1 protein-coding gene and 2 pseudogenes are annotated in these 25,353 nt (G+C 74.7%); all 3 read left to right on the forward strand.

Features of this window, described 5'->3' with window-relative positions; translation table 11 throughout:
• Positions 1-75: 75 nt before the first annotated feature.
• Positions 76-10,926, forward strand: a complete 10,851-nt coding sequence (locus GBN72_RS08325; RefSeq protein WP_439959757.1) for a type I polyketide synthase — start codon at positions 76-78, stop codon at positions 10,924-10,926.
• Between the two features lie 84 nt (positions 10,927-11,010).
• Positions 11,011-15,930: pseudogene (locus GBN72_RS08330) on the forward strand (type I polyketide synthase); the annotation flags it as partial.
• Positions 15,931-15,976: 46 nt separating this feature from the next.
• Positions 15,977-25,204 (forward strand): annotated as a pseudogene (locus GBN72_RS08335) (type I polyketide synthase); the annotation flags it as partial.
• Between the last annotated feature and the right edge of the window lie 149 nt (positions 25,205-25,353).

The following is a 25,353-nucleotide window of genomic DNA, read 5'->3' on the forward strand; positions in this document are numbered from 1 at the left end:
GCGTGATTGCCGAACGTACGGAATTCCTGGAGAGGCTGGCGGGGCATGGCGGATGACAAGAGGGTCCTCGAATACCTGAAGCGGATGACCGCGGACCTCCACCAGACCCGGCAGCGGCTGCGCGAACTGGAGGCGGGGGAGCACGAGCCGATCGCCATCGTCTCCATGGCCTGCCGCTTCCCCGGCGGCGTCCGGTCGCCGGAGGACCTGTGGCAGCTGGTCGACGAGGGCCGGGACGCGATCTCCGGGTTCCCCGAGGACCGCGGCTGGGACCTCGAGGGGCTCTACGACGCCGACCCCGACAAGCGCGGATCGTCGTACGCGGCCTCGGGCGGATTCCTCGACGCGGCCGGCGACTTCGACCCGGCGCTGTTCGACATCAGCCCCCGCGAGGCGCTCGCCATGGACCCGCAGCAGCGGCTGCTGCTGGAGAGCACCTGGGAGCTGTTCGAGCGGGCCGGCATGGCCCCGTCCTCGCTGCGCGGCCGTCCGGTCGGCGTGTTCGCGGGCGCGGCCGGCGAGGACTACTCGTCGCTGCTCGGCCACACCGAGGGCGTCGAGGGCTACTACCTCACCGGCACCTCCGGCAGCATCGTCTCGGGCCGCATCAGCTACACCTTCGGCCTGGAGGGACCGGCGGTCTCCGTCGACACCGCCTGCTCCTCGGCCCTGGTCTCCATCCACCTGGCCGCGCAGGCGCTGCGCCAGCGCGAGTGCACCCTCGCCGTCGCCGGCGGCGTGACGGTGATGTCCGCGCCGGGCATGTTCATCGAGTTCAGCCGCCAGCGGGGCCTGGCGTCCGACGGCCGCTGCAAGGCGTTCGCCGACTCCGCCGACGGCACCGGCTGGGCGGAGGGCGTCGGCCTGGTGCTGCTGGAGCGGCTGTCCGACGCCCGCCGCAACGGGCACGAGGTCCTCGCGGTCATCCGCGGCTCGGCCGTCAACCAGGACGGCGCCAGCAACGGCCTCACCGCCCCCAACGGGCCGTCCCAGCAGCGCGTCATCCGCCAGGCCCTGGCGAACGCGGGACTGTCCGCCGCGCAGATCGACGCCGTGGAGGCCCACGGCACGGGCACCCGGCTGGGCGACCCGATCGAGGCCCAGGCCCTGCTGGCCACCTACGGCCAGGACCGGCCCGAGGGCCGCCCGCTGTGGCTGGGCTCCCTGAAGTCGAACCTCGGCCACACCCAGGCCGCCGCGGGCGTCGCCGGCATCATCAAGATGGTCATGGCGATGCGCCACGGCGTGCTGCCCAGGACCCTGCACGTGGACGAGCCGACCTCGCACGTCGACTGGTCCGCGGGCGACGTCGAACTGCTCACCGAGGCCCGTGCCTGGCCGGAGACCGGCGAGCCGCGCCGCTTCGCGATCTCCTCGTTCGGCATCAGCGGCACCAACGCCCACACCATCCTCGAGCAGGCCCCGGACGACGACGCGGACGCCCAGGCCGACGCCGACGCCACCGACGACGGCCCGGCCCGCCCGGTACGCACCCCGGCCGGCACCCCCTGGCTGCTGTCCGGCCACACGGAGCAGGCCGTCGCCGAGCAGGCCGCCCGCCTCCTCGCCCGACTGGAGTCCGAGCCGGCCGACGTCCTGGACGTCGCCTGGTCCACCGCCGTCACCCGCTCCGCCCTCGACCTGCGGGTCGCCCTCCTCGGCACCGGCCGCGACGAACTCCTCGACGCACTGCGGGCCGTCGCCGACGGCGCCCCCGCCCCGGCCGTGCTCCGCGGCAACGCCCTGGAACACGGCGGGCTGGCCTTCCTGTTCCCGGGCCAGGGCTCGCAGCGCCCCGGCATGGGACGTGAGCTGTACGCGTCCCACCCGGTGTTCGCGGAGGCATTCGACGCCGTCTGCGCGGAGCTGGACAAGCACCTGGACCGGCCGGTCAAGGAGCTTGTCTTCGACGCCGAGTCGGACCTGCTCGACCGCACCGTCTACACCCAGGCGGGCCTCTTCGCCGTCGAGGTCGCCCTGTTCCGGCTGATGGAGCATTGGGGCGTCACCCCCGACTACCTCATCGGCCACTCCATCGGTGAACTCGCCGCCGCGCACGTCGCCGGGGTGTGGTCGCTGGAGGACGCGGCCAGGATCGTCGCCGCCCGCGGCCGGCTGATGCAGGCCCTGCCGGAGGGCGGCGCGATGGTCGCCGTCCAGGCGACCGAGGACGAGGTCCTGCCGCTGCTCACCGACGGCGTCGCGATCGCCGCGGTCAACGGCCCCACCTCGGTGGTGATCTCCGGCGACGAGGACGAGGTCACCGCGATCGCCGCGCGGTTCGCGAAGACGAAGCGGCTGCGCGTCAGCCACGCCTTCCACTCCCCGCACATGGACGCCATGCTGGACGACTTCGCCGAGGTCGCCGCCACCCTCACCTACCACGAGCCGGCCCTGCCGATCGTCTCCAACCTCACCGGCGACGTCCTGCCCGCCGACGAACTGCGCAGCCCCGGCCACTGGGTGCGGCACGTGCGCGAGGCCGTCCGGTTCGCCGACGGACTGCGCACCCTCGACGGCCTCGGGATCACCGCCTACCTCGAGCTCGGCCCCGGCGGCGCGCTCTCCGCGGTGGGCGGCGACAGCGTCCGCGCGGACGCCGCGTTCGTGCCCGTCCTGCGCAAGGACCGCCCCGAGAACCGGTCGGTCACCGCGGCGCTCGCCGAACTCCACGTCCGCGGCGTCCAGGCCGACTGGCAGGCCTTCTACGACGGGTCCGGCGCCCGTGCCGTCACCCTGCCCACCTACGCCTTCCAGCACCGGCGCTACTGGCCCGAACTGCCCACCGGCTGGACCGGGGACGTCACCGCCATCGGCCAGAGCTCCGCCGCACACCCCCTGCTCGGCGCCGCGGTCAGCCTCGCCGAGGGCGACGGCATGCTGTTCACCGGCTCCCTGTCCGTGCAGACCCACCCCTGGCTCGCCGACCACGTCGTCCTGGGCGCCACCCTGCTGCCCGGCACCGCCTTCGTCGAGATCGCCGGTGCCGCCGGCCACGAGCTGGGCTGCGACGAGGTCCGCGAACTCACCCTGCACAACCCCCTGATCCTGCCCGGGCGGGGCGGCGTCGCCGTCCAGGTGTCCGTGGGCCCCGCCGACGCGGAGGGCCTGCGCTCCGTCAGCGTGCACTCCCGGCCCTCCGGCGACACCGACGAGCCCTGGACCCGCCACGCCGACGGCATCCTGGCGCCCGGCACGGCCGCCGCCCACGGCACGGACGGCGACCTCACCGCCTGGCCGCCGCCCGGCGCTACCCCGCTCGCCCTCGGCTCCTTCTACGAGGACCTCGCCGCCCAGAGCTACGACTACGGGCCCGCCTTCCAGGGCCTGACCGCGGCCTGGCGCCGCGACGACGAGCTCTTCGCCGAGGTCTCCCTGCCCGAGGACGTCGCCACCGGCGCCCGCACGTTCGGCCTGCACCCGGCGCTGCTCGACACGGCCATGCACGTCAACGCCCTCAACGACCTCGACGGCGGCCTGGGCGAGGGCCGCGGCCGCCTGCCGTTCTCCTGGAACGGCGTCACCGTCCACGCGACCGGCGCGGGCGCCGTGCGGGTCCGGCTGCGCCGCACCGGGGGCGGCGACGCCGTCACCGTCCACCTCGCCGACACCACCGGCCGGCCGGTCGCCACCATCGACGAACTGGTCTTCCGCCCCGTCTCCGCCGAACAGCTCGCCGCCGGCTCCACCGCGGGCCGCGACTCCCTGTTCCGCGTCGACTGGACCCCCGTCGCCGCCGACGGCAGCCACGACCCCGACGACTGCGTGCTGATCGGCGACAACGGCCTCAAGCTGCCCGCCGGCGCCCGCTTCGACGACCTGGCCGCGCTCGCCGCCGCCGTCGACGACGGCATGCCGGTGCCCTCCGTCGTCGTCGCCGCCCTCACGGCCGACCCGGCCGCCCCGCTCGCCGACTCCGCCCACCACCTCACGCACCGCGCGCTGGAACTCGCCCAAGGGCTGCTCGCCGACGAGCGGTTCGAGCACAGCCGGCTCGTCCTGGTGACGCGCGGGGCCGTCAGCACCGGCGAGGGCGACCCCCTCGACGACCCCGCGGCGTCCGCCGCCTGGGGGCTGGTGCGATCCGCGCAGAACGAGAACCCGGCCCGCCTGGTCCTGGTCGACCTGGACGCCGCCACCGCCTCCCGCCGCGCCCTGCTGCGCGCCCTCGTCGCCCCCGAGCCCCAGCTCGCCGTCCGCGACGGCGCCCTGTACGCGCCGCGGCTGGCCCGCGCGCCCCGGGCGGACGACACCGGCCGCCCCCTGCTCGACCCGCAGGGCACCGTCCTGCTCACCGGGGCCACCGGCACCATCGGCGCCCTCCTCGCGGAGCACCTCGTCCGCGTCCACGACGCCCGCCACCTGCTGCTGCTCAGCCGCCGCGGCGCCGACGCGCCCGGCGCGGCCGAACTGGCCGCGCGGCTCGAGGAACTCGGCGCCGCCGTCACCTTCGCCGCCGCCGACGCCGGTGACCGCGACGCCCTCGCCCGCGTCGTCGCCGCCGTCCCCGCCGAGCACCCCCTCACCTCCGTCATCCACGCCGCCGCCCTCTCCGACGACGGCGTCCTCACCGCCCTCACCCCCGAGCGCGTCGACCACGTCCTCGCCCCCAAGCTGGACGCCGCCGCGCACCTGCACGAACTCACCCAGGACCTGGCGCTCGACTCCTTCGTCCTGTTCTCCTCCCTCGCCGCCACCCTCGGCGGCCCCGGCCAGGGCAACTACGCGGCCGCCAACCTGTTCCTGGACGCCCTCGCCACCCACCGCCGCGACCGCGGCCTGCCCGCCGTCGCCCTCGCCTGGGGACTGTGGGCCGACCGCAGCGGCCTCGCCGCCGACCTCGACGACTCGCACCTGCAGCGCATCGACCGGGCCGGCGTGACCGCCATGTCCGCCGAGGACGGCCTCGCCCTGTTCGACGCCGCGACCGCACGGCCCGAACCCGTCGTCGTCGCCGCCCACATCGACCTGCCGACCCGCGCCGACGTGCCCCTCGAGGCCATCCCCCCGATGCTGCGCGGCCTGATCCGCCCCGCCGCCCGTGCCGCCGCCTCGGCGGAGGCCACCGCCGCCTCCTCCCTGGCCCGCCGCCTGGCCCAGCTGCCCGAGGAGGACCGCACCGGCTTCGTCCTCGACGTCGTCCGCGACGCCGCGGCCGGCGTCCTCGGCCACCGCTCCGGCAGCGAGATCCAGCCCCAGCGGGCCTTCAGCGACCTCGGCTTCGACTCGCTCACCGCGGTCGAGATGCGCAACCGGCTGAGCCTGGTGACCGAGACCCGCCTGCCCGCCACCCTCGTCTTCGACTTCCCCACCCCGGCCGCCCTCGCCGAACACCTGTGCGCCGAGCTGCTCGGCCGGCCCGACTTCACCGAGGCCGCGGCCGTCTCCAAGGACCGCGACGACGACCCGATCGCCATCGTCGGCATGAGCTGCCGGCTGCCCGGAGACGTCCGGTCGCCCGAGGACCTGTGGCAGCTGGTCCTCGACGGCCGCGACGCCATGGGCCCCGTCCCCACCGACCGGGGCTGGCGCATCACCGCCCTCCCCGGCATGGAACCCGGCCAGGACGGCTCCCTCGACCTGCTCGGCGGGTTCGTCACCGACCCGGGCGGCTTCGACCCGGCCTTCTTCGGCATCTCGCCGCGCGAGGCCCTGGCGATGGACCCGCAGCAGCGCCTGCTGCTGGAGACCTCCTGGGAGGTCTTCGAACGCGCCGGGATCGACCCGGCGTCGGTCAAGGGCTCCCGGGTCGGCGTCTTCACCGGCTCCAGCGGCCAGGACTACTCGGCGCTCCTCAACGCCTCCGAGGGCAACGAGGGCTACCTCCTCACCGGCATCTCCGCCAGTGTCGTCTCCGGCCGCGTCTCCTACGCCTTCGGCCTCGAGGGCCCGGCCGTCACCGTTGACACCGCCTGCTCGTCCTCCCTCGTCGCCCTGCACCTCGCCGCCCAGGCGCTGCGCAACGGCGAATGCACCATGGCCCTCGCCGGAGGCGCCATGGTGATGGCGACCCCCGCCGCCTTCGCCGGCCTCAGCGGCCAGGGCGGCTTCGCCGCCGACGGCCGCTGCAAGGCCTTCGCCGACGCCGCCGACGGCACCGGCTGGTCCGAGGGCGTCGGCGTCCTCCTCGTCGAGCGCCTCTCCGACGCCCTCCGCAACGGCCACGAGGTGCTGGCGGTGGTGCGGGGCACGGCGATCAACCAGGACGGCGCCAGCAACGGCCTCACCGCGCCGAACGGCCCGTCGCAGCAGCGCGTCATCCGCGCCGCCCTCGCCGACGCGGGCCTGACCACGGCCGACGTCGACGCCGTCGAGGCCCACGGCACCGGCACCAAGCTGGGCGACCCCATCGAGGCGCAGGCCCTGCTCGCGACCTACGGCCAGGACCGGCCCGAGGACCGGCCGCTGCTGCTGGGCTCCATCAAGAGCAACATCGGCCACGCCCAGGCCGCGGCCGGCGTCGCCGGGATCATCAAGATGGTCATGGCCATGCGTGAGGGCGTGCTGCCCAGGACCCTCCACGTCGACCGGCCGACCAGCCACGTCGACTGGTCGGCGGGGGCGGTGGAAGTGCTCACCGAGAACCACGACTGGCCCGAGACCGGCCGGCCGCGCCGCAGCGCCGTCTCCTCCTTCGGCGTCAGCGGCACCAACGCCCACGTCGTCCTCGAGCAGGCGCCCGAGCAGGAGCCCGCTCGCCGGGCGCCGGCCCCGGACCCGCAGGGCGCCCTGGACCCGGCCGCCGTCCCCGGCCTGCCCCTCGTCCTGTCCGCCCGGACCGACGAGGCGCTGCACGCCCAGGCCGCCGGCCTCGCGGACCACCTCGAGCGCCGTCCCGGCCTGCCGCTCACGGACGTGGCCTGGTCCCTGGCCACCACCCGTGCCCACTTCGAACGCCGCGCCGCCCTCGTGCCGCGCGACCGGGACACCCTGCTGAGGGACCTGCGCTCCCTGGCCGACGGCGTCGCCGCCGCCGGCACCGTCACCGGTGCGGCGGCCGAGACCGCGGCGCGCCCGGTGTTCGTGTTCCCGGGGCAGGGCGCCCAGTGGGCCGGGATGGCGGTCGAGCTGCTCGACACCTCCCCGGTGTTCGCGGCACGGATGGCGGAGTGCGCCGCCGCGCTGGCTCCGCACACCGACTGGTCGCTGCTCGACGTGGTCCGCAACGGTGAGGGTCTGGAGCGGGTGGACGTCGTCCAGCCGGTCCTGTGGGCCGTCATGGTGTCGCTGGCCGAGCTGTGGCGCTTCCACGGTGTCCAGCCGGCCGCCGTGATCGGGCACTCCCAGGGCGAGATCGCCGCCGCGGCGGTGGCGGGCGTCCTGTCGCTGCAGGACGCGGCCAAGGTCGTCGCCCTGCGGTCCCGCGCCATCACCGCGCTGGCCGGACTAGGCGGCATGGTGTCGGTCGCCCGGGCGGCGGACGCCGTGCGGGAGACGATCGCCGCGTGGGACGGCCGGATATCCGTCGCAGCGGTGAACGGCCCCACGTCGACCGTGGTGTCGGGCGACGTGGACGCCCTGGACGAGCTGATCGCCGCGTGCGAGGAAGCCGGGGTCCGCGCCCGCAAGGTGGACGTGGACTACGCCTCCCACTCCGCGCACGTCGAGGCCATCCGCGACGAGCTGGCCACCCTGCTGGACGGGATCACGCCCCAGCCCGGCGGCATCCCGCTCTACTCCTCCCTCACCGGCCGTCTCCTGGACATCACCGAGACGGCGATGGACGGCGGCTACTGGTACGACAACCTGCGCAACACGGTCGAGTTCGAGAACGCGACCCGCGCCGCCCTCGCCGACGGACACACCGTCCTCGTCGAGGTCAGCCCGCACCCCGTGCTGGCGGTGGGACTCCAGGGCACCGTCGAGGACACCGGCACCGACGCCGCCGTCCTCGGCACCCTCCGCCGCGACGAGGGCGGACCGGAGCGCTTCCTGACCTCGCTCGCCGAGGCGCACTGCCACGGCGTCACCGTCGACTGGGACACCGTCTTCGCCGGCACCGGCGCCCACCGCACCGACCTCCCCACCTACGCCTTCCAGCGGCAGCACTACTGGCTGCCCATGCCCGGCGACGGGGTCGGCGACCTCGGCTCGGCGGGCCTCGACGGCACCGAGCACCCGATGCTCACCGCCGCCGTCCACCTGGCGGAGAACGACAGCCACGTCCTCACCGGCCGGTTCTCCACCCGGAGCCACCCGTGGATGGCCGAGCACGTCGTGATGGGGACGGTCATCGTCCCCGGCACCGCCTTCGTGGAGATGGCCAACCACGCCGCCCACCTCAGCGGTTGCGACACCGTCGAGGAACTCACCATCGAGGCGCCGCTCACCCTCGCCGAGGACGAGGCCCGTCAGATGCAGGTGACGGTGGGCGCGGCCGACGAGACGGGCCGCCGCGGCGTCACCGTGCACTCCCGTCCGGCCGGCGCCGACCAGGACGCGGACCGCTCCTGGCTCCGGCACGCCACCGGAGTCCTCGCCCCGGCGGACGCCACCGACGCCCTGCCGCGCTACGACTTCACCGCCTGGCCGCCCACCGGCGCGGTCGAGCTCCCGGTGGCCGGGTTCTACGACCAGGCCACCCTGACCGGCTTCGACTACGGCCCCATGTTCCAGGGCATCACCCGCGCCTGGCAGCTCGGCGAGGACATCTACGCCGACCTCTCCCTCCCGCAGGACGGCCGGGCCGAGGCCGCGGAGTACGGGCTGCACCCCGGACTGCTCGACGCCGCCCTGCAGTCCATGGGACTCGGTGACTTCAAGCCCGGGACGGGCCGTGGCGAGGACGCGGGCAAGCCCCGTCTGCCGTTCGCCTGGCGGGGCGTGACCCTGCACGCCACCGGCGCCTCCGCGCTGCGGGCCCGGCTCCTGCCCGTCGGACCCAACGGCATCGGCTTCCAGATCGCCGACACCACCGGCGCCCCCGTCATCACCGTCGGCGAGCTCGCGATGCGGCCCGTCGAACCCGAGCAGCTCAAGGCCGCGACCCGGCCCGCCGGGGACGACTCCCTGTACCTCCTCGAGTGGAACCCGGCGCCCGCCACCGCGCCGACGGCGCCCGCCACCGACGCGGTGTGGGCCCACCTCGGCGCCCCGGAGGCCCCCTACACCGTGGCGGGCGCGCGCCCGGCCGCGTACACCGGCCTCACCGAGCTGCTGGCCGCCCTCGACGCGGGCGCCGCCGTGCCCGGGACCGTCGTCGCCGAGATCCGCGGCGCCGCCGGCACGACACCCGCCGCGGCCGCGCACACCACGGCCGCGGACACCCTCGACCTGCTCCAGCGGTGGCTCGCCGACGAACGCCTCGCCGACAGCGACCTCGTGCTCACCACCGTCCACGCCGTGGCCTGCCGGCCGGGCGAGGACGTCGTGGACCTGGCCGCCGCGCCGGCCTGGGGCCTCGTCAGGTCCGCGCAGCCCGAGCACCCGGACCGCTTCGTCCTCGTCGACACCGACGGCGGCGAGGCGTCCTGGGCCGCCCTGGCCGGGGCCCTGACGAGCGGCACGGAGCAGCAGTTCGCCCTGCGCGACGGCGCCGTCCTCGTCCCGCGCCTGGGCCGCGCCCCGGCCGTGCCCGACGACACGGCCGCGGCGCTCGACCCCGACGGCACCGTGCTGATCACCGGCGGTACCGGCGTCCTCGGCGGCCACCTGGCCCGTCACCTCGCGACCGAGCACGGCGCCCGCCGCCTCCTGCTGCTGAGCCGTCAGGGCCCGGACGCCCCCGGCGCGGCCGGCCTGCTCGCCGACCTCGAGGCCGTCGGCACCCACGCCGACGTCGTCGCCTGCGACGCCGCCGACCGCGACGCCCTGGCGAAGGTCCTCGACGGGATCGACGCCGAGCACCCCCTGACCGCGGTCGTGCACACCGCGGGCGTCCTGGACGACGGCGTCATCACCTCGCTCACCCCCGAGCGGCTCGCCGCGGTGCTGCGCCCCAAGACCGACGCCGCCTGGAACCTGCACGACCTCACCGCGGGCCACGACCTGGCCGCGTTCGTGCTCTACTCGTCCGCCGCCGGCACCCTCGGCAGCTCCGGGCAGGGCAACTACGCCGCGGGCAACGCGTTCGTGGACGCCCTGGCGCAGCACCGCCGCGCCCAGGGGCTGCCCGCGACCGCCCTGGCCTGGGGCTTCTGGGCCGAGGCCAGCAGCATGACCGGGCACCTCGACGAGGCCGACGTCCGCCGCATGAGCGGCGCCGGCGTCGTCGGCCTCACCACCGCCCAGGGCCTCGCCCTGTTCGACCGGGCCCTCGCCCGCGCCGACGCCCTGCTGCTGCCGCTGCGCCTGGACCTCCCCGGTCTGCGGGCCCGTGCCGCCGCCGGCGGACTGCCCGGCCTGCTGCGCGGCCTCGTCCGCGACCGCGCCCGGCGCGCCGCCGAGGCCGGCGGAGTGCCCGCCGTCCCGCTCGCCCAGCGCCTGGCCGGCCTGTCCGAGGAGGAGCGCGACAACGTCGTTCTCGACCTGGTGCGCACCCACGCCGCCGCCGTCCTCGGCCACGCCACGCCCGACGCCATCGACCCGCACGACGCGTTCAAGAAGCTCGGCTTCGACTCGCTGATCGCGATCGACCTGCGCAACCGGCTGAACGGTGTGACCGGGCTCCGGCTGCCCGCCACGCTCGTCTTCGACTACCCGACTCCCGTGGAGCTCGCCGCCCACCTGAGGGGCGAGGTGGTCCCCGACACCGCCGCGGACGCCGCCGCGCCGGTCCTCGCCGAACTCGACCGGCTCGCCGCCGTCCTCGCCGGCATCGGCCACACCGACCGCCGCTCCCTGATCACCGAACGGCTCAAGGGCCTCGTCGCCCAGTGGGACACCCCCCAGGCCAAGGACGGCGCCGACTCCGACGACACCGACATCGACGAGGCCACCGACGACGAGATCTTCGAGTTCCTCGGCCGTGAGTTCGGCATCGCATGACCGGCCGCGCCCGCCCTTCCCGGACCTTTACGGCACACATCCGCTTCGAGGAGCGACTCCACCATGACTGACGCATCGAAGACCGACGAACAGAAGCTTCGTTACTTCCTCAAGCGGGTGACGGCCGACCTCAAGGAAACCCGCGACAAGCTCCAGGAGACCGAGGCCAAGGCGCACGAGCCCATCGCCATCACGGCCATGAGCTGCCGCTTCCCCGGCGACGTGCGCAGCCCCGAGGACCTGTGGCGCATCGTGTCCTCCGGCACCGACGCGCTGTCCTCGTTCCCCGAGGACCGCGGGTGGGACTTCGAGGGCCTGTTCTTCAAGGACGACGACGAGCCCGACAAGTCGTACTCCCTCGAGGGCGGGTTCGTGTACGACGTGCCCCGCTTCGACTCCGACTTCTTCGGGATCTCGCCGCGCGAGGCCATCGCCATGGACCCGCAGCAGCGCATCGTCCTGGAGACCGCCTGGGAGGTCGTCGAGCGGGCCGGCATCGACATGGCCTCCCTGCGCGGCTCGCAGACGGGCGTCTTCCTCGGCACCAGCTTCCAGGGCTACGGCGCCTCGATCGAGAACCCGCCGGAGGGCACTGAGCTCTACCTCGGCATCGGCACCACCATCAGCGTCGCCTCCGGCCGGGTCGCCTACAGCTTCGGCCTCAACGGACCGGCGGTCACCGTCGACACCGCCTGCTCCTCGTCCCTGGTCGCGCTCCACCTGGCCTGCCAGTCGCTGCGCAAGGACGAGTGCTCCATGGCCATCGTGGGCGGTGTCACCGTCATGGCCAACGCCGGCGCGTTCACCGAGTTCAGCCGCCAGCGGGGACTCTCCACCAGCGGCCGCTGCAAGGCGTTCTCCGCCGACGCCGACGGCACGGGCTGGGGCGAGGGCGTCGGCATGTTCCTCGTCGAGCGCCTCTCCGACGCCCGCAGGGCCGGCCGCCGGGTGCTGGCCGTCATCCGCGGGTCGGCGATGAACCAGGACGGCGCGTCCAACGGCCTGACCGCGCCCAACGGTCCGTCGCAGCAGCGCGTCATCCGCGCCGCCCTTGAGGACGCGGGCCTGTCCACCGCGCAGATCGACCTGGTCGAGGCGCACGGCACCGGCACCAAGCTGGGCGACCCGATCGAGGCGCAGGCGCTGCACGCGGTGTTCGGCAAGAGCCGCCCCGAGGGCCGCCCGCTCTGGCTGGGCTCGGTGAAGTCCAACATCGGCCACACCCAGGCCGCCGCCGGCGCCGCGGGCCTCGTCAAGACGGTGATGGCCCTCCAGCACGGGGCGATGCCTCCCACCCTGCACGTCGAGCGGCCCTCCGAGCACGTGGACTGGAGCGCGGGCGAGCTGGGCCTGGTGACCGAGCTCACCCGCTGGCCGGAGACCGGCGCGCCGCGCCGGGCGGGCGTCTCCTCCTTCGGCGTCAGCGGCACCAACGCGCACGTCATCGTCGAGCAGGCCCCTCCCGAGGAGCCCGCCGAGCAGGACGACACCGCCGCGCCGACCACCTCGGTGGTGCCGTGGGTGCTGTCCGCCAAGTCGGAACAGGCGCTGAAGGCGCAGGCCGAGCGGCTGCTGGCGCACATCGGCGAGAACCCGGGCGTACCGGTCGCCGACATCGGCCTGTCGCTGGCGCTGACCCGCTCCCGCTTCGAGCACCGTGCGGCGGTGGTGGCCGCCGGGCGGAACGACTTCGAGGCGGCCCTCGCGTCGATCGCGACGGGCACCCCGGTACCCGCCGTGGTGTCGGGCGTGGCGGGCCGGGGGACGCGTCCGGTGTTCGTGTTCCCGGGGCAGGGGGCGCAGTGGGTGGGGATGGCGGTCGAGCTGCTGGAGTCCTCGCCGGTGTTCGCGGCGCGGATGGCGGAGTGTGCGGCGGCTCTGGCTCCGTACATCGACTGGTCGCTGCTGGATGTGGTGCGCAGTGGTGAGGGCTTGGAGCGGGTGGACGTGGTCCAGCCGGTGCTGTGGGCCGTCATGGTGTCCCTCGCGGAGCTGTGGCGTTCGTACGGTGTTCAGCCGGCCGCGGTGATCGGGCACTCGCAGGGCGAGATCGCCGCCGCCGCGGTGGCGGGGATCCTGTCGCTGGAGGACGCGGCCAAGGTCGTGGCCCTGCGGTCCCGGGCGATCACCGCGCTGGCCGGTCTCGGTGGGATGGTCTCGATCGCGCAGCCCGCCGCCTGGGTCCGCGACACGATCACCGCGTGGGACGGCCGGATATCCGTCGCGGCCGTCAACGGCCCCTCCTCCACCGTGGTCTCCGGTGACGTCGACGCCCTGGACGAGCTGATCGCCGCGTGCGAGTCGGCCGGGGTCCGGGCCCGCAAGGTGGACGTGGACTACGCCTCGCACTCCGCGCACGTCGAGGCGATCCGTGACGAGCTCGCCAAGCTCCTGACCGGCATCACGCCGCAGCAGGGCAACACCCCGCTCTACTCCTCGCTGACCGGCCGTCTCCTGGACATCGCCGAGACGGCGATGGACGGCGGCTACTGGTACGACAACCTGCGCAACACGGTCGAGTTCGAGGACGCCACCCGCGCCGCCCTCACCGACGGTCACACCGTGTTCGTCGAGGTCAGCCCCCACCCGGTCCTCGGCATCGGCCTCCAGGGCACCGTCGAGGAGGCCGGCACCGACGCCGCCGTCCTCGGCACCCTCCGCCGCGACGAGGGCGGACCGGAGCGCTTCCTGACCTCGCTCGCCGAGGCGCACTGCCACGGCGTCACCGTCGACTGGGACACCGTCTTCGCCGGCACCGGCGCCCGCCGCACCGACCTGCCCACCTACGCCTTCCAGGGCAACCGCTACTGGATCGCGGACGAGATCGCCCCGCCGGCCCCGGCGGACGTCGAGGCGAACCCCGCCGACACCGCCTTCTGGGAGGCCGTCGAGCTCGCCGACGTCCAGGCCGTCGCCGACCTGCTGCGCGTCGACGCCGAGGAGGCCGCCCAGACCCTGGGCGCCACCGTGCCCTACCTGTCCGCCTGGCGGAAGCGGCTGCGGGAGACCTCCTCCACCGACGACTGGCGCTACGAGGTCACCTGGCGGGCCAACCCCCGGCCCGCCACCGCCCGCCTCACCGGCACCTGGCTGGTGCCCGTCGCGGAGAGCCTGGCCGACGACCCGTACACGGCGGCCGTCCTCACCGCGCTCGAGCAGCACGGCGCCGAAGCCGTCCTGCTCGCGGTCCCCGAGGCGGACACCACCGACCCGCAGGCCCTCGCCGCCCGGGTCGGCGACGCCCTCACGCGGGATCCCCTGGCCTCCCCGGCCGGGGTCCTGTCGCTGCTCGCCCTCGACGGCGTCCCCCACCCGGACGCCTCCGCGGTGCCCCGCGGCTACGCCGCCACGGTCACCCTGCTCCAGGCCCTGGGCCGGGCGGGAATCCACGCGCCCCTGTGGACGGCCACCCGCGGAGCCGTCTCCGTCAACGTCGCCGACCCGCTCGACTCGCCGTACCAGGCCGCCGTCTGGGGCATGGGCCGCGTCGCCGCACTGGAGCACCCGGACCGGTGGGGCGGACTGCTCGACCTGCCGCCCGTCCTCGACGAGCGCACCTCGGCGCTGCTCGCCGCCGCGCTGGGCGACAACGGCCCCGAGGACCAGCTCGCCGTCCGCACGGCCGGGACCTTCGTACGGCGCCTGCGCCGCCTGCCCCTGAAGGCCGCGTCCGGCGACAACTCCTGGCGCACCAACGGCACCGTCCTCGTCACCGGTGGCACCGGCGCGCTGGGCGGCCAGGTCGCCCGCTGGCTCGCGGGCAACGGCGCCGAGCACCTGCTGCTCGTCAGCCGCCGCGGCCCCGCCGCACCCGGCGCCGACGCGCTGCGCGACGAACTCACCGCGCTCGGAGCCCAGGTCACCGTCGCCGCCTGCGACACCGGAGACCGTGACGCGCTCGCCGCCCTCATCGCCTCCGTGCCCGAGGACCGGCCGCTGAGCGCCGTGGTGCACACCGCCGCCGTGCTCGACGACAGCGTCATCGACTCGCTGGACCTCGAGCAGATCGACCGGGCCCTGCACGCCAAGGCGCGGGCCGCGTTCAACCTGCACGAGCTGACCGCCGGCTTCGGCCTCAAGGCGTTCGTGCTCTTCTCGTCCTTCGGCGGCACCGTCGGCACCCCCGGCCAGGGCAACTACGCGCCGGGCAACGCCGTCCTGGACGCCCTCGCCGTGCACCGCAGGAGCCGCGGCCTGCCCGCCACCTCCGTCGCCTGGGGCGCCTGGGCGGGCGGCGGCATGGCCGAGGGCGACTTCGGCGACACCCTCAGCCGTCACGGCCTGCGGGAGATGAAGCCCGAACTCGCCACCGGGGCACTCCAGCAGGCACTGGAGCAGGACGAGACGAGTCTGCTCATCGCCGACATCGACTGGGAGCGTTTCTACACCGCCTTCACCGCGATCAGGTCCAGCCCGCTGCTCGAGGACATCCCCGAGGTCAAGGCGGTCGCCCGCGCCATGGCCGAGTCCGGCGGCGGCGACGAGCCGTCCGAGCTGGTCCAGCGCCTGGCCGGCCTGACCGAGCAGGAGCAGGAGAACGTCCTCGTGGAGCTGATCCGCGAGTGCGTCTCCGCGGTCCTCGGCTTCTCCGGGAACGAGGCCGTACCGGTCCGCAAGGCGTTCCGGGAGATGGGCTTCGATTCCGTCACCGCCGTCGAGCTGCGCAACCGCCTCTCCTCCCGCACCGGCCTGAAACTGCCGGTCACGACCGCGTTCGACTACCCCACTTCCAAGACTCTGGCCGCGTTCATGCGCGACCGGCTACTCCAGGACGGTGAGGCCGTCGCGACGGCCGCCCTCGAGGAGCTCGACCGGATCGAGACCGCGATGGCGTCCGTCGGTGCCGACGACGTCGGCCGGACGCGAGTCCTGCTGCGGATGAAGGCAATGGTCGCCGCCTGGCAGGAATCCCATGGCGACGCGCCGGCCTCGGCGGCGGAGATCGACTCCGCCTCCGACGACGAGATGTTCCAGCTGCTCGGCGAGAAGTTCGGCATCTCGTAACCCGCTGCCCCGCGCGGCGACGACACGTCAAGGAAAGGACGTCAGGGTGGCGAACGAAGAGAAGCTCCGCTATTTCCTCAAGCGCGTCAGCACCGATCTCGACGCGGCCCACGAGCGGCTGCGAGAGATGGAGGCCCGCAACACGGAGCCGATCGCGGTCGTCGGCATGAGCTGCCGGTTCCCCGGCGGCGTGCGCAGCCCCGCCGCCCTGTGGCGGATGGTGCACGACGGCACCGACGCCATGACGCCCTTCCCCACGGACCGGGGCTGGGACCTGGGATCGATCATCGATGACACGGGTTCCGGCCAGGCGGGCACCTCGTACGTCGCCGACGGCGGATTCCTCGACGGCGTCGCGGAGTTCGACCCGGCGTTCTTCGGCATCTCGCCGCGCGAGGCGCTCGCCATGGACCCGCAGCAGCGCCTGCTGCTGGAGACCTCCTGGGAGGCCTTCGAACACGCGGGCATCGACCCCGAGGCCGTGCGGGGCAGCCACGTGGGGGTGTTCGCCGGCACGAACGGCCAGGACTACCCGCTGCTGCTGGTCGGCAACCAGTCCGGCCTGGAGGGCTACCTCGGCACCGGCAGCGCCGCCGCCGTGGTGTCCGGCCGTGTCTCCTACACCCTGGGGCTGGAGGGCCCGGCCGTCACGGTCGACACGGCCTGCTCGTCCTCGCTGGTCGCCCTGCACCTCGCCGTGCAGTCCCTGCGCTCCGGCGAGTCCACGATGGCCCTCGCCGGCGGTGTCACCCTCATGGCCACCCCCGGCATGTTCATCGACTTCAGCCGGCAGCGCGGTCTCGCCGGCAACGGCCGCTGCAAGGCGTTCGCCGAGGCAGCCGACGGCACCGGGTTCTCCGAGGGCGTGGGCATGCTGCTGCTGGAGCGGCTGTCGGACGCCCGGCGCAACGGCCACCAGGTGCTCGCCGTCGTGCGCGGCTCCGCGGTCAACCAGGACGGCACCAGCAACGGGCTCACCGCACCCAACGGCCCCTCCCAGCGCCGCGTCATCCTCAAGGCCCTCGACAACGCCGGACTCTCGACCGGGGACGTCGACCTCGTGGAGGGACACGGCACCGGCACCACGCTGGGCGACCCGATCGAGGCGCAGGCCCTGCTGGGCACCTACGGCCAGGACCGGCCCGAGGACCGGCCGCTGTGGCTGGGCTCCATCAAGTCCAACATCGGCCACACCCAGGCCGCGGCGGGTGTCGCGGGCATCATCAAGGCCGTCATGGCGCTGCGACACCGCGTGCTGCCCCGGAGCCTCCACATCGACGAGCCCTCCACGCACGTCGACTGGAGCGCCGGCCGGGTCTCCCTGCTGACCGAGAACCGGCCCTGGGAGGCCGGCGGACCGCGCCGGGCGGGCGTCTCCTCGTTCGGCGTCAGCGGAACGAACGCGCACGTGATCCTGGAGGAGGCGCCCGCCGGAGAGCCTGCCGCCGAGCCGGAGGCGGTCTCCGCCCCGGCGGGTGCGGTGCCGTGGGTGCTGTCGGGCAAGACCGAGGCCGCCCTGCGCGCCCAGGCGGAGCGGCTGCTGGCCCACGTCCGGGAGAACCCGGACGCGCCGGTCGCGGACATAGGCCACTCGCTGGCGCTGACCCGCTCCCACTTCGAACACCGTGCGGCCGTGGTGGCGGCCGGCAGGGACGATCTCGAGGCGGCGCTCGCCGCGCTGGCCGAGGGCCGCCCGGTCCCCGGTGTGGTGCGCGGCGCGGCGTCGGAGGGGGACCGTCCGGTCTTCGTGTTCCCGGGGCAGGGGGCGCAGTGGGTCGGCATGGCGGTCGAGCTGCTCGACTCCTCGCAGGTGTTCGCGGCGCGGATGGCGGAGTGCGCGGCGGCGCTCGCCCCGCACACCGACTGGTCGCTGCTGGACGTCGTGCGCAGTGGTGAGGGCTTGGAGCGGGTGGACGTGGTCCAGCCGGTCCTGTGGGCCGTCATGGTGTCGCTCGCCGAGCTGTGGCGCTCCTACGGGGTCCAGCCGGCCGCGGTGATCGGGCACTCGCAGGGCGAGATCGCCGCCGCGGCGGTCGCGGGGATCCTGTCGCTGGAGGACGCGGCCAAGGTCGTCGCCCTGCGGTCCCGCGCCATCACGGCGCTGGCCGGACTCGGCGGCATGGTGTCCGTGGCCCAGGCGGCGGACACCGTCCGTGAGGCGATCACCGCGTGGGACGGCCGGATCTCCGTCGCAGCGGTCAACGGCCCCTCGTCGACGGTGGTGTCCGGTGAGGTCGACGCCCTGGACGAGTTCCTGGCCCACTGCCAGAGCAACGAGGTCCGGGCCCGCAAGGTGGACGTGGACTACGCCTCCCACTCCGCGCACGTCGAGGCCATCCGCGACGAACTCGCCAAGCTCCTGACCGGCATCACGCCGCAGCAGGGCAACACCCCGCTCTACTCCTCGCTGACCGGCCGTCTCCTCGACGCGGCGGAGACGGCGATGGACGGCGGCTACTGGTACGACAACCTCCGCAACACCGTCGAGTTCGAGGACGCCACCCGCGCTGCCCTCGCCGACGGTCACACCGTGTTCGTCGAGGTCAGCCCGCACCCGGTCCTCGGCCTGGGCCTCCAGGGCACGGTCGAGAACGCCGCCGTGCTCGGCACCCTCCGCCGCGACGAGGGCGGCCTCGACCGCTTCCTGACCTCCCTGGCGGAGGCGCACTGCCACGGCGTCACCGTCGACTGGACCACCGTCTTCGCCGGCACCGGCGCCCGCCGCACCGGCCTGCCCACCTACGCCTTCCAGCGGCAGCGCTACTGGCCGGAGTCCCCTGCAGCCGAACTGGCGGAGGTCCTCGACCCCGAGGACGCCCGCTTCTGGGAAGCGGTGGAACGGCAGGACCTTGAGGCCCTCGGAGAAGCGCTCGGCGCGGTGGACGAGGCCACCGAGGCCTCCCTGGCGGCGGTCCTTCCGGTGCTCGCCTCCTGGCGCCGCCGCCGCTCCGAGCGCTCGGCCGCGGAGGCGTGGCACTACCGCGTCGCCTGGAAGCCCGCCCCCGACCCCTCCCTGGACACCACCCTGACGGGGCGATGGCTGCTCGTCGTCCCCGACCGCCTCGCCGACGACGACCGGCTGGTGGTGGAGACCGTCGCCGCCGGACTCGCCCGGCACGGCGCCGAGGTCGCCAGGATCGCCGTCTCCGCCGAGGCTCCCGACCGCGGCAGGCTCACCGCGCTGCTGGCCGGCGACTGGCGCCTGACGGGCGTCCTGTCCCTGCTGGCGCTGGCCGACGGAACCCACGCCGCGCATCCGGCCGTTCCGGCCGGCCTCGCGGGCGACCTCACGCTGCTCCAGGCGCTGGGCGAGGCCGATGTCGAAGCCCCGCTCTGGTGCGTCACCCGGGCCGCCGTCGCCACCCACGAGCTCGAGCCGCTGCCCTGCCCCGACCGGTCGGGCGTCTGGGGCCTCGGCCAGGTGGCCGCCCTCGAGCAGCCCGCCCAGTGGCGCGGCCTGATCGACCTGCCGCTCGTCGTGGACGACCGGGCCGTCGACCGCCTCACCGGTCTCCTGGCCGGCTGCGAGGGCGACGAGTTCGCCGTCCGCACGACGGGCGTCCTCACCCGCCGGCTCGAGCGTGCCCCGCTCGCCGAGGACACCGACGCGTGGACGCCGCGCGGCACCGTCCTCGTCACCGGAGGCACCGGGGCGCTCGGCGGCCACGTGGCCCGCTGGCTGGCCCGGAACGGCGCCGCCCACATCGTGCTGCTCAGCCGCCGTGGCGCGGACGCCCCCGGTGCCGCGGACCTGTGCGAGGAGCTGGCCGGCCTCGGCGCGCGCGTCACCCTCACCGCCTGCGACGTCGCCGACCGCGCCGCGCTGTCGGCCGTGCTCGCCGCGATACCCGCCGACCAGCCGCTGACCGCCGTCGTCCACACGGCGGGTGTGCTCGACGACGGTGTCCTGCCCTCGATGAACCCCGCCCGCCTCGCCCCGGTGCTCGCCGCCAAGGCGACCGCCGCCCTCCACCTGCACGAGCTGACCCGCGACCTGCCGCTCGACGCGTTCGTGCTGTTCTCCTCCCTCGCCGGCACGTTCGGCAACGCCGGCCAGGCCAACTACGCCTCCGCCAACGCCGTGCTGGACGCCCTCGCCCAGCACCGCCGCGGCCTCGGACTGCCCGCGGTCTCCATCGCCTGGGGCGCCTGGGGCGGCGGCGGGCTCGCCACCGACCCGCTGGTGGCCCGGCGCATGGAGCGCGGCGGCATGCCCGTCATGGACCCCGAGACCGCCGTGGCCGTCATGGCGCGGTCGGTCACCACCGGCGCGCCCTGCACGGCCGTCGCCGACGTCGACTGGTCCGTCCTCGCGCCCGCCCGGCTCGCCACCGGACGGATCTCCCTGATCCGCGACATCGACGACGTGCGGCGCGCCCTCGAGACACCGCGTGGAGCGTCGGCGCCCGCCGAGGAGACCCCGACCGGAGCCCTGGCCGCACAGCTCGCCGGACTCACGCCCGCCGACGGCACCCGCCTGATCCTGGACCTCGTCCGCGGCCAGGCGGCGGCCGTCCTCGGCCACGCCTCCGCCGAGGCGGTGCTGCCCGGCAAGGCGTTCCGGGAACTCGGCTTCGACTCCCTGACCGCCGTCGAACTGCGCAACTCCCTGGCCGGGGCGACCGGCCTGCGCCTGCCCACCACCCTCGTCTTCGACCACCCGAACCCCACCGCCCTCGCCACCCACCTCCACGCCGAGCTCACCGGGGCACCGGACGCCACCGAGGCGCCCGCCCGCCCGGCCGCACCCGACGACCGTGACGAGCCCATAGCGATCGTCGGCATGGGCTGCCGCTTCCCGGCCGGCGTGTCCAGCCCGGACGACCTGTGGGAACTGCTCCTCGCGGGCACCGACGCGATCTCGCCGCTGCCCGGCGACCGCGGCTGGAGCCTGGAGGACTACTACGACCCCGACCGGCCCGGCGCCTCCCGCGTCCGGGAGGGCGGATTCATCGACGCCATCACCGAGTTCGACCCGGCGTTCTTCGGCATCTCGCCGCGCGAGGCCCTGGCCATGGACCCGCAGCAGCGGCTCCTGCTCGAGACCTCCTGGGACGCCCTCGAACGCGCGGGCATCGCCCCCACCTCGCTCCGCGGCAGCCGCACCGGCGTGTACATCGGCACCAACGGCCAGGACTACGCCAACCTCCTGATCGGCTCCACCGAAGGCGTCCAGGGCTACGTCGCCACCGGCAGCTCCGCCAGCGTGCTGTCCGGCCGTGTCTCCTACACCCTCGGCCTGGAGGGCCCGGCCGTGTCCGTCGACACCGCCTGCTCCTCGTCCCTGGTGGCACTCCACCAGGCCATCCAGGCACTGCGCTCCGGCGAGTGCGACCTCGCCCTCACCGGCGGTGTCACCGTCATGGCCACCCCGGGTGTGTTCCTGGAGTTCAGCCAGCAGGGCGTCCTCGCCTCCGACGGCCGGGTGAAGGCCTTCTCGGACGACGCGGACGGCACCGGCTGGGGCGAGGGCGTGGGCGTGCTGCTGGTCGAGCGGCTGTCCGACGCCCGCCGCAACGGGCACCAGGTGCTGGCGGTGGTGCGGGGCTCGGCCGTCAACCAGGACGGCGCCAGCAACGGCCTCACCGCCCCCAACGGGCCGTCGCAGCAGCGCGTCATCCGCGCGGCGCTCGCCGGGGCGGGCCTGACCGGCGCCGACGTGGACGCCGTCGAGGCCCACGGCACCGGCACCACCCTCGGCGACCCGATCGAGGCGCAGGCGCTGCTGGCCACCTACGGCCGGGAACGCGCCGCGGACCGGCCGCTGTGGCTGGGGTCCGTCAAGTCCAACATCGGGCACACACAGGCCGCCGCGGGCGTCGCCGGCATCATCAAGATGGTCCTGGCCCTCCGCCACGGCGTCCTGCCCCGCACGCTCCACGTGGGCGAACCCTCCACCCAGATCGACTGGTCACCGGGCACGGTGGCGCTGCTCACGCAGGAGCGCCCGTGGCCGGAGACCGCGGAGCGTCCGCGCCGCGCCGCCGTCTCGTCGTTCGGCATCAGCGGCACCAACGCCCACGTCATCCTCGAGCAGGCCCAGGAGGAGCCCGTCACCCGGCCCGAGGACACCGGGGCGCTGCCGCCCCTGGTGCCGTGGGTGCTCTCCGCCCGCTCGGACCGTGCCCTCGCACAGCAGGCCGAGCGGCTCCTCGCCCACGCGAGGGGTGACGCCGGGGCCTCCCTCATGGACGTCGGCTTCTCCCTGGCCACCGGCCGCGCCCACCTCGAGCGCCGCGCCGCCGTGGTCGCCGCCGACCGTGCGGAGTTCCTCAGCGGCCTGGAGTACCTCGCCTCCGGGGAGACCACCCCGGGCGTCTTCCGCGGCCAGGCCGTGGAGGGCCGGACGGCGTTCCTGTTCTCGGGACAGGGTTCGCAGCGGGCCGGGATGGGCCGGGAGCTGTACGAAGCCTTCCCGGTGTTCGCGGACGCGTTCGACGCGGTCTGCGCGGAGCTGGACAAGCACCTGGACCGGCCGGTGAAGGACCTGGTCTTCGATGCCGAGTCGGACCTCCTCGACAGGACCGTCTACACGCAGGCGGGCCTCTTCGCCGTCGAGGTGGCCCTGTTCCGGCTGGTGGAGCACTGGGGCGTCATGCCCGACTACCTCCTCGGCCACTCCATCGGTGAGCTGGCCGCCGCCCACGTCGCGGGTGTCTGGTCCCTCGAGGACGCTGCAGCTCTGGTGGCCGCCCGCGGCCGGCTGATGCAGGCGCTGCCGGAGGGCGGCGCGATGATCGCCGTGCAGGCGACCGAGGACGACGTCCTGCCCCTGCTCACCGACAACGTGTCCATCGCCGCCCTGAACGGTCCCACCTCGGTGGTGATCTCGGGCGACGAGGACGAGGCCACCGCCATCGCGGGCCGGTTCGCGAAGTCGAAGCGGCTCCGCGTCAGCCACGCGTTCCACTCGCCGCGTATGGAACCCATGCTCGAGGAGTTCCGCAGCCTCCTGCAGGCGGCCACCTTCCACGCCCCGCGCGTCCCGATCGTCTCCAACCTCACCGGCACCATCGCCGGGGAGGAGCTGCTGACCGCGGACTACTGGGTGGACCACGTCCGTCAGGCGGTCCGGTTCGCGGACGGCATCCGCCACCTCGAGATCCAGGGCGTGACCACCTACCTGGAGCTCGGCCCGGGCGGCGTGCTCGCGGCCATGGGGAAGGACTGCCTGGCCGATGCGCGGAGGAAGACCCTCATCCCCGCCCTCCGCAAGGCGTTCGACGAGCCCCGGAGCGTCATGGGAGCCATCGCCGAGGCACACGTGCACGGCGCTGCCGTCGACTGGACGCGCTTCTACACGGGTACCGGCGCCACCCTCGCCGAGCTGCCCACCTACGCCTTCGACCGTCAGCGCTACTGGCCGCAGGCCCCGGAACCCGTCGCCGCCCCGGTCGCCGTGCCCGCACCCGCCGTGGAAACGTCCGTGGACACGGCGCTGTGGGAGGCGATCGACACGGGAGACCTGTCCGCCTTCCTCACGGAGCTGAACCTCACCGGAGACCTTCCGCTGCAGGACGCCCTGCCGGCCCTCTCCTCCTGGCGCACTCGTCGGCGCCGCCACGCGGTGGCCGACACCTGGCGCTACGGGGTGACGTGGAAGCCGCTCGACACCGCGGGCTCCGCCGCTCTGAAGGGCCGGTGGCTGCTGGTCGTGCCGGAGACGCTGGACGAGTTCACCGTCGAGTGGGCCGCCTACGGGCTGAAGAGCTCCGGTGCGGAGGTCGTGCGGATCGGTGCCGACAGCGATCTGTCGCCGCACCGGCAGGCGGCCGGTGTTCTGTCCCTGCTGGCGGTCGACGACGATGACGACGTGCCGGACGCCGGTGTCGCTCCTGGCCTGGCGGCGACGCTCGAGCTGGTCCAGCGTCTGGGTGAGGCCGGTGTGCAGGCTCCGTTGTGGTCCCTGACCCAGGGCGCCGTCACCACCGGCGACTCGGACCCGGTGCGCAGTGCCGCGCAGGCGCAGGTGTGGGGTCTGGGCCGGGTCGTGGCGCTGGAGGAGCCGAAGCGGTGGGGTGGTCTGGTCGATCTGCCGGATGTGCTGGACGGGCAGGCGTGGGAGCGTACTGCCGCCGTCCTCGCCGGTGGTGAGGGTGAGGACCAGGCGGCGGTGCGTCCGGCCGGTGTCCTCGCCCGCCGTGTGGTGCGGGCGACCGCCTCCGACGCGGGCAAGGCGTGGAAGGTGCGGGGCACGGTCCTGATCACCGGCGGGACCGGTGGTCTGGGGGCTCGGGTCGCCTGCTGGGCGGCCGAGAACGGTGCCGAGCGCGTCGTCCTGACCAGCCGTCGCGGGCCTGACGCGCCCGGCGCGGCGGAGCTGTGCACGCGGATCGAGGAGCTGGGCGCGAGGGCGACCGTCGTGGCCTGCGACGCCACCGACCGCGACGCCCTCACCGCCCTCGCCGACACCCTCCGCGCCGACGGCACCCCGGTCCGTGCCGTCGTCCACACCGCCGGTGTCGGGCAGGCGACGGCCCTCGCCGCCATGACCCGCGCGGAACTCGCCGAGGTGATGGACGCCAAGGTGACCGGCGCCGCCAACCTGCACGCCGTGTTCGCCGACGCCGACCTCGACGCGTTCGTCCTCTTCTCCTCCATCGCCGCCACCTGGGGCAGCGGTTGGCAGGGAGGGTACGCCGCGGCCAACACCTACCTCGACGCCCTCGCCGAACAGTGCCGCGCCCGCGGCCTGGCGGCCACCTCCGTCGCCTGGGGCCCCTGGGCCGGCGGAGGCCTGGCCCAGGGCGAGGCCGTGGAGCAGCTGGAGCGGCGCGGGCTGACCCTCATGGACCCGGACGTCGCGATCGCGGCGATGGAGCAGGCACTCACCCTGGGCGACCCCTGCACGACCGTCGCCGAGGTGACATGGGAGAAGTTCGCGCCCTCGTTCACCGCGATGCGCCCCAGCGCCCTGCTCGGCGAGCTGTACGACCCGCGCCGCGGGACGACCGCCGAGGGTCCCTCGCACACCGCGGAGGCCGAGGAGGAGACCTCCGAGGCGTTCCGCCGGCAGCTCCTCTCCGTGCCGGCCGACGAACAGAGCCGCCTCCTCCAGGAACTGGTCCAGACGGAGGCCGCCCGCGTGCTCGGACACACGTCCGCCCACGCGGTGGAAGCCGACCGCGCCTTCCGCGACCTCGGCTTCGACTCGGTCATGGGCATCGAACTGCGCAACCGCCTCAACGACAAGACCGGCCTCGACCTCGAGTCGACGATCGTCTTCGACGAACCGTCCCCCGAGGCCCTCGCGGCGAGACTCCGCCGCGAACTGGGACTGGCAGCGGACGAGGACGGGACCGAGGCGGCGCTCGCGGCGACCGACCTCGACCCGGCCACCGAGGGAGACCGCACCGACCGCAGCGACCAGATCAGGGACATGGACGTCCAGGACCTGATCCGCATGGCCTTGGAGACGAACAG

The sequence above is a fragment of the Streptomyces abyssomicinicus genome (assembly GCF_008974245.1).
Lineage (GTDB): Bacteria > Actinomycetota > Actinomycetes > Streptomycetales > Streptomycetaceae > Streptomyces > Streptomyces abyssomicinicus.